Raw genomic sequence first — 12,358 nt, 5'->3', positions numbered from 1 at the left:
TTTATTGGAAAGCGACTGTATCTTCTAATGCTTTCGCCTGCAGAAAACTTTCTTCTGTTGGCCGCTCTGTACTGCCGTACTGCAACCACATTTTCCATTTTCCATTTTCTAATTTATGGAAGAAGTGAACAATCCCATAGGCAGGGGGTTGTGATCCCTCAGCTGTGATCAATGTGAACTTCATTATGCAGGTCTCCACAGCAAAATCTTCTTTTATGTTCCGTGACAGGAATCGTATGCTTAATTCACTTTTTTCACCCTTCTCTTTTCTTTTCTGCATGACGTTACGGGAATCCTCTGCATATGCTTCAAAATCCATGATGCGACCTTTATTGCCGGGGGCTGTCCAATAAAATGAAGTACTATGCACATTGATGTATAGATCGTCTACACCTGTGTTAACACCCTGAATAAAGTCTGACCAAACATCACGATTAATAGCCTGAAAGGCTTCACTACGATTATGTTGAGCCTGAGAAAAAGTGTAGCTGCAAATGGCCAAGACGAGTATAACTAGTTTCATTACCTGATTTTTATTGAAGTGCTTACGTAAAATGGCCTTGGGTAGTTGGGAAATTAACAAAGCTTAACAGCAGATGCATTTTAGCCACAGGTGTCCGAAAAAGAACAGCACTTTTCGATAGCGAACGTCTGGATTACGCGAAAAACCTTATTTTTGAGTTTTTAAGGCCTTTTTTCCTTGGCATTATATTGGTCATGATGGTGGGGATTCATGACTGTACTGTTACCCCAGTGTATGGATTTACGTCTAAAATTTAAAGCATGATCAACCTTAAAGACATTGACAAATACGTGGATTCCCGCTTTCAGCGCACGTTCATTTTAAAGGGAGTTAATCTTGAAATTCAGCAAGGAGAGTTTGTTACCATTATGGGGCCTAGTGGTGCCGGTAAATCTTCCTTGATGAACATCATTGGCATGTTAGATGAGCCATCTGCCGGTGAGTACTACTTTTTCGATGAGCCTGTGCACCGCATGAAGGAGAAGCAAAAGAGCGACATGCACAAAAACTATATCGGCTTTATTTTTCAAGCCTACCACCTGATTGATGAGTTGACAGTCTACGAAAATATTGAAACACCCTTGTTGTACAAAGGTGTAAACAGCGCCCAGCGCAAGAGTATGGTAGCTGAATTATTGGATCGCTTTAACATGGTGGCCAAGAAAGATTTATTCCCTGAGCAACTTTCAGGAGGACAGCAACAATTGGTGGGTATTGCACGTGCCATTGTAGGTCAACCCAAATTATTACTGGCCGATGAACCTACCGGTAATCTGCACAGCGAACAGGGTAAACATATTATGGAAATATTTAAAAAACTGAATGAAGAGGGGATTACCATTATTCAGGTAACGCATTCTGAAGAAAATGCCAGGTACGGCAAGCGCATTGTGCGTTTAGGTGATGGTGCCATTGTTCAGGATGAACGTCTAACAGTAAATGCTTAATCAATGAGAATAGTATTTGTACTTTACTTAGGAGTAATTTCATTTGCAGCAGTAGCGCAAACACCAGCAACGCTATCGTTTAAAGAAGCCGTGAAAATTGGTTTGAAGAATAATTTGGCTTTAAACCAGGCTAACAATAATCTGGTAACTACAACGGTTACTAAAAACAGTAGCATGTTACAGTTGGCACCAAGTGTAAATATTCAAGGTAACGCAGGAAGAAATGATGGTAACTCATTCAACCAACAGGAAGGACAGGTAATTAATGGTGTGCTTGATTTTGTTGGCGCTAACCTGAACGTATCCATGCCGCTGTTTAATGGGATGAGCACTATAACCACATTCAAACAATCGGTACATCAGAATGATGCACAAATGAATTTGGTTAAGCGAACCAATCAGGATGTTATTACCAACATTGCTAATCAATTTTTGCGTTGCTTATTAGATCAGCGTCTGGCTACGATTCAGCAAAAAAACCTGGAAACACAACAACAGCAGTATGATCAAATCCGAGAGCAGGTACTTGCCGGAAGCAGACCAGAAGTTGATATGTATAACCAGGACTATCAGGTAAAGAATGCCGAGCTACTCCTGTTGCGGTCACGTAATACCTTAAGAAACAATAAGACCATTTTAGCAACTACATTACAAATAGATCCGCTTGTTCCCTTTGAGCTGGAAGAACCAGCATGGGATGTAAATGCAGCAGATGCTGATGTGCTGTCAATAGAACAATTAAATCAAACTGCTTTAGAAAACCGTAGTGATTTTGAATCTGCAAAAGCTACTGAAAAAGCTAACCGCTTTGGATACTACTCAGCAAAGGGAAGTTACCTGCCAAGCGTGAATGCATTCCTGCAATATGGCTCACGTTATAACTACATACATCCCAATCCTGAAGAGAATTTTTTCCCGGACAATCGCTCTTTCAATAATCAATTCCTGAACGACAATACGCAGCTGACCTATGGTGTAAGTTTTACTATACCCATCTTTGGAGGCTTCCAGAATCGATCTAATGTAGTGCGGTCTAAAATGAATTATGAAAATGCTAAGCTGACAACTGCTAATACAGAAATACAGGTGAAGTCATCAGTGATGCTGGCTTTTCAAAACTATAAAGATGCACGCTCAAGCTATGAAGCAACCAATTCGCAGTTAAAAGCTGCAGAAATTTCTTATAATTTTGAAAAGGAACGCTATGGTTTAGGTATATCTGATATTGTTGCTTTAACACAGGCAACACAAAACTATACACGTGCTCAAGCCGATTTTGAGAGCGCACGCTATACATTAATGTTCCAGAAAATACTAATTAACTATGCTACAGGAACTTTAAAGTTTGAAGACATCCCATAACCAACCAAATTTTCCTTAACCCCAAGAGCCTCTGCAACCATCAGGGGCTTTTTTTATGCATCTTAATCAGTGTAGGATTCAATAAGCTCTAACCTTTACCGGCTCTCTCAATATCGTTTTCAATTTTTCTGGTGCAGTCTTTCTAAAGTCGGATAAATAGATTTCATGATGCAAGCCGTTTTTCAGGAGCTTGTGTTCACGCGAAAATTCACCAATGATTTTTAACGATTCAGGTTCAGTAGAATAGGGGCCAAGATGCAGCATTTGTATGCAGGTGCCTTCAGTCATCGTAAAAAATGCAACTTCCTTGAGTAAGGGTATATTCTTTTTCCGACTGATTGTTTCTACAGCTAGCTCAACATCTTTTTTTGTAACATAGTCTGGTAATCTAATCAATAAGCGATATTCCCATTCGCTTCGAGGTACTTCAATAGAAGCATTTGAAATTGTCTTATTCGCATATTTCTTTTCGTCAAACCACCAAAGCCCTTCCAACTTTGAAACAACAAAGTCTTTACCTTTTGCCTTGCAACTGAATTTAATTGTATACGCTAATGGATAAATCGTTTCAATGCGATCGGTAAAATCTTTACCGGATGGATCTCCTTTACCGCAGATTGAAATGAAGTTGGCTGTTTCAATTTCTACAAGTTCAGGATTGGTTTTGGCGGTAAAGTACCTTTTATACTTTTTTGTCAGATCGAGCTTTTCCATGACTTTTTTCTCAAAGAAAACAAGCGATGATGACAAGGGTATGTCAGCAGAAGCACTCCAAATACTTAACTATTTACGAGTATCAGAATAGACTCGTTTTTCTTCTGCTGCTTCTTCGGGGTGCTGAGCCAAAGAGCATCCCGAACACACCTCTTACTAACTCACGACCTACTTGTTTTGCCACCGGTGATGCCATCACTTCCTCGAAAGTAGATTTTTCCTGCCTTCTGCTACCAGGGGTTTTACGTTCACTTTTTTGTTCTTCAACTTTATTTTCCTCTTGCTGAACCATGCGTTCTGAAAGCATTTCAAAGGCACTTTCCGGATCAACTGAATCTTTGTATTTCTTAAACAGATCAGAGTTTTTAAGTAAATCCTGATAGTCTGATTCACTCAATGGCCCCATTACAGAAGTAGGTGGTGCCAGGTGTGTTACAACAGTTTCAGTCGGGATACCCTTTTCATTAAGTACAGTAATAAAAGCCTGGCCTGTACCTAATTGTGTAAACTGCTGTTCCATGTCGTAATACTCCGACTTGGGGAACGTTTTAATGGTATCTTTTAAGGCCTTCACGTCATTAGGCGTAAAAGCACGAATAACATGGTGTATACGATTGCCTAGCTGTGCCAATACGTTAGCAGGTACATCTTGTGTGACTTGTGTGCAAAAGAAAATACCAACTCCCTTAGAGCGTATCAGCCGGATGATTTGATCGATCTGATCTAAAAATGCTTTGGGCGCGTCTTTAAAGAGTAAGTGCGCCTCATCTAAAAAGAATATAAGTTTTGGTTTGTCTAGATCTCCTGCTTCTGGTAAGCGTTGATAAAGTTCTGCCAACAGCGATAGCATGAATGTAGAGAAAATTGCTGGCTGACTTTGTATGTCTGAAACATTCAACAGACTAATTACCCCTTTACCATCAACCTTTTCAAATAAATCTTCAATATCAAATGAGGGTTCACCAAAAAGATGATCCACCCCTTGTTGTTCCAGCGAAACGATTTTGCGCAAAATCGTTGAGGCAGTAGCGGAAGAAATTTTTCCATAGTCCGCTTTTATTTCTGCTGCGCCTGCACCTTCCGTTAGGTAGTTCAAGACCTTCTTCAGGTCATTGAAGTCAACCATAGGTAATTGTTTATCGTCAGCATATTTGAAGAGGATATTAAGTACGCCTGTTTGGGTATCATTCAGTTCAAGAATTTTACTGAGTAGGGCAGGGCCAAATTCAGTAATGGTGGCACGCATTTGCGCACCAAGTTTTCCACTTAAGGAATAGAGCTCGACCGGAAAGGTTGAAGGCGAAAAATTTATTCCTAAAGCTTGAGCACGTTCATCTATTTTGGCGTTGCGCTGTCCCTCAGCTGCCATCCCTGATAAATCGCCTTTCATGTCAGGCATAAATACAGGCACTCCCGCATTCGAAAGCTGTTCAGCCAGCAATTGTAGCGTCCTTGTCTTTCCCGAACCGGTTGCACCTGTTACCAAACCATGCCTGTTCATCATGCGCATGGAGAGATACACACTTGCTTCAGCCACAATAGCTGATTGATAAACACCTGCCCCCAAATAGATACTATTCGGATTTTGTGTATATGAACTTTGTATCGAGGTAATAAATTTTTCTTTTGACATAGCTTTTAAAAAAACTGTTAAGCAAGTTATAAGATTGTCAATAAAAAAGAGGCGATTAATGCAGTATTTATACTGTTCAATCGCCTCCTGAGATTAATCTGTAATTTTATTTTTTCTTTTCAGCGTAATTCTGAATGCTATAGGAGAAACCAAAATTGAATAATTGACTCAGCTGTACTTCATCGTCCTGGTCAAAGTCATAAATGAGTACACCGCCCAGGTTCACGTTAAAGAAACGGTTTACCTTGGCAGTCAGCAATAGATCAAGTCTGTGGTCAATCTTTTTAGCTTCCAATGTTTCGTAGTTAGCGAAGAGCATGTAACGCCATTTTAAATTTATATTTTTGGCGATGTCTTTATTGAAGTCAGCAGTGAGTTGAAAAGCGAACCACTCAAATCGGGTTGTTTTGGTTGAATCGACCCCGTAGGGTTCTGGTGCAACAGACTGAGTGAAACGAGTCGGATCCTGAACAATGGTGAGTCGGGGTGCAAGAGGAGAAATTCTTACTTTAAAATAATCTACAGGCTTGTATTCAAAACCAAGTGCAGCGGTAATAAAAGCAGGTGCAAAAATATCTGATATGATATCCTCTACTTCAACGCCATTGGCATCTTTGGTGTATTTATAACCAGGTGCAAATTGTGATAGAAAGTTGAGTGAGGAGAACATGCTCCATTTTGTTGTAAGGTCATGTCCGTATTTAGTGTCGAGGTAAATACGGTCAAGTGTTTTGCGCATCCCCTGTCCATCATTATTAACAAAACCGTATTGCAGGTCTATTTCATTGTCCCACCTGTCTTTTCCTTTAGCAAAGTTGGCTTTGTGGTTGAAAAATCCATTAAAACCAATGGAGTTTACGCCACCACCTTTCCAGTTGGAGGAGAAGGAAGCCTGATTGAAGTTAAGACCAAAGGATGTTTTCTTCTTCCAATTGGAGAGCGTATCGGGCTTTACAATTTGTGCGGTACTGTAGGATTGGGCAATAACAAGCAGTGCAAGCGTGAGCAGACTTGTTCTGGTTAGTGTTTTCATGGGCAATAGTTTAGCGTAGTTAATTAACTACAATAACTATTGAGAAACAAATGTTGTTAGATGTTGTTCAGTTTAATTTCATCTAAAGCCACCTCAGTAAGTGGTTTGGTAATGAATTTAATCACGTGGTTATTGTTAACAATCTTGTCAATATCACGCTTGTTATCAGAGCTTGATAGAATGATTACTTTGCACTTGTTACGCACGAGTTCATTAAACTTTTCAAACTCGTATAAGAATACAAATCCGTCAACGATAGGCATGTTAATATCCAAGAATATCAGACTAGGCAGGTTCTCTGCATTGTTCTGATTTTCCCTTAAATAATCAAGTGCTGACTTACCTGAGCTCTTTACTTCAACCCGGTTAGAAAACTTTGTAATTTCGATTATGCGCTTGCTGATGAAATTATCGGTATCATTATCGTCCACCAACATCACTAAATCGATTGCCTTTGTATCTGTATGCATTAATGTTTGCTAAGAAGTCTGAAAAATTGGTCTTGGTCAACCGCAAAATTATCCTTTTTCTACGAATAATTAAGTCATTACCTTAAAATTGAGGGTATAAAAAAGCCCTTATTTGCCTAAAGTACTAATTGTTGGCCTGATTTCTATAAACTGTAAGCTTTTCCCCAATAGAGAGGGTAAAATCCTTTTTGCCGTTCCATTCCATCAGGTTTTTAATGGTAATGCCATATTGACGGGCAATGCTGTACAATGTATCGCTTGCTTTAACTTCATGTACCGTTACCTGTTGAGCCGGTGTATTGCCTAAATCCTTGTTTTCACTAAGCCGCAAACGTTGTCCTGCCATTAATTCCCTGTTGTCACCAAGTTGGTTCCAACGTATCAGGTCTTGCAAACTAAGGTTGTAACTACGGGCAATGGCAGTTAAATTTTCTCCTGCCTGTACGATGTGTATTGTTGGTATCGAATCAGCCTGTATAGCCGGGCTTGTTTGGTCGTTTATGAGGGGCTTTTCTATAATGCTTCCCTGGGGCATGGCCTTGGGTGCCTCAGTTGGCTGTGTACCCCAGTTAAAATAGGCGTCATCAGTAAGAATGGTTTCTGACGTTTTATTGTCAAAATCTTTAGGCTTCTTTGAAGCTAACCAAACTGATTGTCCTTCTCTTACCCTGATATCATCGGTTCTATTGTATTTTTTAAGCTTGTTTAATGACACACCATATTGTTGGCTGATTGTCCACAAATCATCACCTTTTTTTGCAAAGGTCTCGGATTGCGTGGCCTTGCTTTTCTTTTTTGCTAAGAAGTAGTGTTGATTGGGCTGAATCTTTTCAAAACCCTGCAGATCGTTATAACTCATGAAACTTGGCAAACTGAGTCCTACACGCTTGGCCAGGGTAGTCATGTTTTCGCCCGGGAGTGCCTTGGTAGCCGGCACACCGTTAATTAGAATCTTCACCAGGGCAGAGGCCTTGGCTTCGCCCTGTACGGTTTTAGCCACAATAGGTGCATCTTGTTGTGCAGGTAATTTATCAGCAGGCAGTGGCACTACAATGGCGTAAGTTCTGTCGCCCGGAATGTTTCCTTTTCTGATCCATTTATTGTAAGCTAATAACTCCTCGGCAGGTACTGCTACCTTTTGGGCAACATCATTAATGGATTGTGCTGTATTGCTTTGATAGGTGCTGATGGGCTGTTGTGCTTTGCCACTGACTGCTTTTTCGAAAGCAATTTTATGCGCCAGAAATTTCTTCACGTACCAATAGGTTGCTGAAGTAATGGTCATGTGCTTGGCACCACTCTCAACGTCTTCCACAGAACGCAACACACCACCAGCTCCCATTTGATAGGCCTGTAAGGCATAGATCCAGTTATTGAAACGATAATTATTCTTTTTGATGTATTGTGCTGCACCCCGGGTAGCAGAGGCAATATTCATTCGCTCATCAATTTCATCATCAACACGCAAACCCATTTCCATTGCAGTAAAATCTTTAAACTGCCAGAACCCCACTGCATCAGAAACAGAAACAGCATCTGCTATCAATGCACTTTCTTGTAAAACTAAAAATTTGAAATCATCAGGAACACGCTCTTCAGCAAAAATTTTCTCGATAGTAGGGAAGTATGTTTTAGCCCGTTCTACTTTTATATTGAAGTGTCGTGGTGATTGCCATAAAGCATCAACATCTTTTTGAATTTCCCGTTTGGCATCATCGCGAATGGTTAAGGTAATACCGGCAAAGTTCAGCTTATGCGGAACCTGTGGCACTTCGTAGGGCTGCGCTGCTGCCGTAAGGGTGGCAACAAAAAATAGCGCTGTTAAAATTTTCATACTTACTCTTTTACTTTCTGCATTAGCATAAGTCCGTCACGCAATGGCAGTAAAACATTTTCGACACGTTCATCATGTTGTATCATTTCATTGAATGACAAAATTGAGCGCGTGTCTTTATCAGGTTTGTCTTCTACCACTTTACCACTCCACAATACATTATCCACTAATAAAAAGCCTCCTAAAGTTACACGATTGATCAGTAATTCGAAGTACTTCCCATTGTTTTCTTTGTCTGCATCAATAAACACCAGGTCAAAAGATTCTTTAAGGGTCGGGATAATATCCGCGGCCTTTCCAATACGATAGTCAATGCTTGCGCCATAGGCTGATTGATTAAAGTATACCCTTACGCGATCTTCTAATTCTTCGTTGGCGTCAATCGTAATCAGCTTTCCTCCTTTAGCAAGACCTTCCGCAAGACACAGCGCAGAATAGCCGGTGTACGTACCTAATTCAAGGATGGTCTGAGGCTTTATCATGCGACTCACCATGGCCAAAAAGCGTCCCTGCAACTGACCAGACAGCATACGTGGCATCAATACCTTGGCATGGGTATCTCGGTTTATTTTTTGTAACAATGTACTTTCAGTAGATGTATACCTCTCTGCATATTGTTGTACAAGCGGGTGGGTAATATCTAAGGGCATTGTATGCTTATGATTTAATAATGAGTTGACTTAATTCCTTCTCGCGAAACATTTCGTTGGCAATGCGTTGCATTTTAGCAGGTGTAATGGCATTGATTTTTTCAAATACTTCTTCAATGGAGGGCACTCGGTTATAGTCTAGAATACTTCTTCCCATCATCATCATTAAACTCAGGTTGTTTTCTTCCGACATGGCCATCTGTCCCTTTATCTGCTCTTTGGCTTCATTCAATTGTTTGTTGCTTAGCTTGGTTTCACGGAAGCGATTGAGTTCTTTCTTAACCAGATTAATGCAACGATCTAACTGCTTGGGTTCTGTTCCAAAGAAAATAGCAAACAAGCCGGTGTCTGAGTAGGGAATGTAGTGCGCATCGATAGAATAAACATAACCATACTTTTCGCGCAGAGACAGGTTGAGTCTTGAGTTCATACCAGAACCGCCAAGCATATTAACAAGCAAATAAAAAGCGACACGATCGTTGTGATGTATCGGATACGCCCGGCTTCCAATAGCACACTTGGCCTGTTTAACAGGACGCGTCAATAGCTTTTCACTGGGTTTATATATGTTGATTTTCTTCCGCTTGGCAGTTGCTTTGCCAAGCGTGCGTTTTTCAAGATAACGTTTGGCCATCTTTTCCACTTCAGCTAAAGTAATGTTGCCAATACAGCTAAACACTATTTTATCGTTACTCAGATTTTCGTCAAAGAACTGCTTGAAATCTTTGCGCGTAAAACGACTTACCGTTTCTTTTCTCCCGAGTATGTTCATGCCCATCGGATGTTTGGGATAGACGATGTTTTCAAATTCGTCTTGCAAGGAGTCATCCGGACTATCAAGATACATAGACATCTCTTCCAGAATAACACCACGTTCTTTCTCCAATTCTTTTTCGGGTAGGGTAGAATTGAATGTAATATCAGAGAGCAGATCCACGGCCCGTTCAAAGTACTCATCACGAGCCGAAGCGAAAAACACAATCTTCTCCTTGTCAGTGTAGGCGTTTAATTCACCACCCACCGAATCTAAACTTGTAATAATATCAAGTGTCGATCGCTTCCTGGTTCCTTTAAATGCCATGTGCTCCCAGAAGTGAGCTATACCCTGGTTTTCGGTATTTTCATCGCGACTACCAATACCCAGGAATAATCCGCAGTGAACAATTTTAGTATGTGCAATGTGCTGGTGAACGACACGTATGCCATTGCTGAGTTTGAAAATAGTACAGTCCTTCATAAATGCCCTGCAATTTAATCAATTATGCCAGTGTATTTGTCGCAAAGTCGAACGCAAATGCCCGAATTCGGGCGTGATATTGACTTTGATACTGCTGATTTTGTTATTAGTAGAAGAATTAGTTTGGTATACTCATTGCTAATTGATTATTGCTATGGAAACTCAACAAGTTAAAACCTGTTTTACAATCACATTTACTGACGATCAGTTTCAACGTGCCAAGGCATACGTAGAAGACATGCGCAAGCATCCTAACCGTGTGTACTGGAGAGGCAAAGATGGTAAGTCAGACAATGAATTGATTATTGAGCAAATTGCTCACCGTATTTTGTCAGGCTTCTACAATGATAGTCCGTTCCAGGCTGGCAAATACATTAAGCGTATGGAGAGTGGCGTAACAGCTTAGCTAAACAAGGTCAAGTACCTTCTTGATCAGGTCGTCAACGGTCTTGGTATGTTTTTTCGAAAACTTATTCTTAACCCGGTTGGCAATAATAGCATTCAGACTGATTACCTCATGTCCCAGCATACGCCCCAGGGCATAATAGGCAGCGGTTTCCATTTCTAAATTGGTAAGCCAGAAATCGCTGTTTTTAGTGTGGAAATAGGTAAGATCTTCCAGCAGTTTTGGGTAACGGGCAGGAATGCGCATTTCCCTTCCCTGAGGTGCATAAAAACCAGGGGCAGTAACGGTGTTTCCAATAATCATTTCCTTCTTGAACAAATCGCGGAGGCTTTCCGAGCCCTTTACAACATAGGGTGAAAAATTCAGGCCGATTTGTTTCTTTAACGCCCTGCCTATGCTTTTTTCAAACTTATCCATCGGCAGGTCATAGAAATTCATCAGGTTATCAAAACCTATTGCATACTCGCTGATCAAATGCGAATCCAGGGGGATGTCTTCCTGAATGGCACCGGAAGTACCTACACGAATAATCCGTAATTTCTTTTTGCGTGCTTTGGGTTCTCGAGTTTTCAAATCAATGTTGACCAGGGCATCCAACTCAGTTAAAAAAATCTCGATGTTATCTGTTCCGATACCCGTACTGATAACTGTTATTCTTTTACCACTGTATTTGCCTGTATGCGTAATGAACTCGCGCTTGTTCATTTCAAAATCAATATCATCAAAATGCTGGCTCACCTGAAAAACTCGGTTAGGATCACCCACAGCAATAATGGTATCGCTAATATTTTTCGGAAGAAGATTCAGGTGATAAACACTTCCGTCTTCGTTTAAGATGAGATCAGTTTCAGAGATTTTACCCATACAGGTTTAGTTAGGGGGCTTATAACTAATGATTAACTATTTACTTTTTGAGCGGGGTTTCCAAAAACAGTTTCACCTGATTTTACCTGACCAATCACTACAGATCCCGCACCTACACGGGCTCTTTTCCCAAGTGTAATATCAGCCACCACTGTTACTCCGGCTCCTACAAATACTTCATCCTCTATTTTAACACCGCTGCCTATAATGGAGCCTGCACCAAGATTAACATAATCACCTATTTCAGCACCTACTCCGATAACAACATTGGCATGGATTATACAATGACTTCCCATCTTTACACCCGCACCAATACGGGCTCCCTGATCGATCATATTGCCATGCCCCAGTTCCACATGGTTTCCCATAGAGCCTTGGTTGTGTATAGCGTTAACAGGCTGCACATGCCGAACATCATTCAACATCTCGGTCAGGTTTTTCTTTAGTTTGATGTCGTCAACTGCGATAAAAGCTTCACACTTTTTTCCAATCAGTTTCAGGAAGCCATCATCATCTGTACTGCCTAAGCAAACCACATTGTCTATTTCCTTTTGATGAAGTTTCTTATCGTCATCCAAAAAGCCATAGACAACATTGCCATTGTTTTCAAAAATTTCTTTTGCTGCACGGCCCAAAGCATTGGCACCGAAAATAAGTACAGGGTTGTCCATATCTAAAAATACGT

At 40.7% G+C, this 12,358-nt stretch carries 13 protein-coding genes; 3 read left to right on the top strand and 10 right to left on the bottom strand.

What is annotated here, in order from left to right; translation table 11 throughout:
- Position 1: 1 nt before the first annotated feature.
- A complete protein-coding gene (locus ACO1XM_RS07655; protein WP_486227518.1) occupies positions 2-523 on the bottom strand; it encodes a nuclear transport factor 2 family protein in 522 nt (173 codons plus the stop codon).
- Positions 524-783: 260 nt separating this feature from the next.
- Between ACO1XM_RS07655 and ACO1XM_RS07650 the strand changes: the two genes are divergently transcribed.
- Together ACO1XM_RS07650 and ACO1XM_RS07645 are read left to right on the top strand one after the other, a co-directional pair.
- Positions 784-1,470, top strand: a complete 687-nt coding sequence (locus ACO1XM_RS07650) for an ABC transporter ATP-binding protein (protein WP_486227516.1) — start codon at positions 784-786, stop codon at positions 1,468-1,470.
- Positions 1,471-1,473: 3 nt separating this feature from the next.
- Entirely contained in the window at positions 1,474-2,832 is a 1,359-nt protein-coding gene (locus tag ACO1XM_RS07645; RefSeq protein ID WP_486227514.1) for a TolC family protein, read from the top strand.
- 78 nt (positions 2,833-2,910) lie between these two features.
- Here ACO1XM_RS07645 and ACO1XM_RS07640 read toward each other — a convergent pair whose 3' ends face one another.
- The 7 genes from ACO1XM_RS07640 to ACO1XM_RS07610 all read right to left on the bottom strand — a co-directional run bounded on the left by ACO1XM_RS07640 (position 2,911) and on the right by ACO1XM_RS07610 (position 10,403).
- Entirely contained in the window at positions 2,911-3,546 is a 636-nt protein-coding gene (locus ACO1XM_RS07640) for a GyrI-like domain-containing protein (RefSeq protein WP_486227512.1), read from the bottom strand.
- 82 nt (positions 3,547-3,628) lie between these two features.
- Positions 3,629-5,179 (bottom strand): helicase HerA-like domain-containing protein, encoded by a 1,551-nt coding sequence (locus tag ACO1XM_RS07635; protein ID WP_486227510.1) that lies wholly within the window; start codon positions 5,177-5,179, stop codon positions 3,629-3,631.
- A 106-nt stretch (positions 5,180-5,285) separates the two neighbouring features.
- Positions 5,286-6,212 (bottom strand): DUF3078 domain-containing protein, encoded by a 927-nt coding sequence (locus ACO1XM_RS07630; protein WP_486227508.1) that lies wholly within the window; start codon positions 6,210-6,212, stop codon positions 5,286-5,288.
- 56 nt (positions 6,213-6,268) lie between these two features.
- The gene (locus ACO1XM_RS07625) at positions 6,269-6,682 is read right to left on the bottom strand and encodes a response regulator (protein WP_486227506.1); all 414 of its coding nucleotides are present in this window, start codon (positions 6,680-6,682) and stop codon (positions 6,269-6,271) included.
- Positions 6,683-6,806: 124 nt separating this feature from the next.
- Entirely contained in the window at positions 6,807-8,516 is a 1,710-nt protein-coding gene (locus tag ACO1XM_RS07620; protein ID WP_486227504.1) for a LysM peptidoglycan-binding domain-containing protein, read from the bottom strand.
- A 2-nt stretch (positions 8,517-8,518) separates the two neighbouring features.
- On the bottom strand, positions 8,519-9,166 hold the full coding sequence (locus tag ACO1XM_RS07615; protein ID WP_486227502.1) for an O-methyltransferase: 648 nt from the start codon (positions 9,164-9,166) through the stop codon (positions 8,519-8,521).
- Between the two features lie 7 nt (positions 9,167-9,173).
- A complete protein-coding gene (locus tag ACO1XM_RS07610) occupies positions 9,174-10,403 on the bottom strand; it encodes a M16 family metallopeptidase (RefSeq protein WP_486227500.1) in 1,230 nt (409 codons plus the stop codon).
- Positions 10,404-10,557: 154 nt separating this feature from the next.
- Here ACO1XM_RS07610 and ACO1XM_RS07605 point away from each other — a divergent pair, with 154 nt between their 5' ends.
- Complete coding sequence (locus ACO1XM_RS07605; protein ID WP_486227498.1) at positions 10,558-10,809, top strand: hypothetical protein; 252 nt, start codon at positions 10,558-10,560, stop codon at positions 10,807-10,809.
- On the opposite strand, the gene ACO1XM_RS07600 is transcribed toward ACO1XM_RS07605, so the two are convergent.
- A complete protein-coding gene (locus ACO1XM_RS07600) occupies positions 10,810-11,673 on the bottom strand; it encodes a nucleoside phosphorylase (RefSeq protein ID WP_486227496.1) in 864 nt (287 codons plus the stop codon).
- Between the two features lie 32 nt (positions 11,674-11,705).
- Complete coding sequence (locus ACO1XM_RS07595) at positions 11,706-12,344, bottom strand: DapH/DapD/GlmU-related protein (RefSeq protein WP_486227494.1); 639 nt, start codon at positions 12,342-12,344, stop codon at positions 11,706-11,708.
- Positions 12,345-12,358: the final 14 nt, after the last annotated feature.

The organism is Chryseotalea sp., from assembly GCF_057350905.1.
The sequence above is the reverse complement of the archived record's forward strand: the minus strand, read 5'-3'. Positions and strand labels throughout refer to the sequence as shown.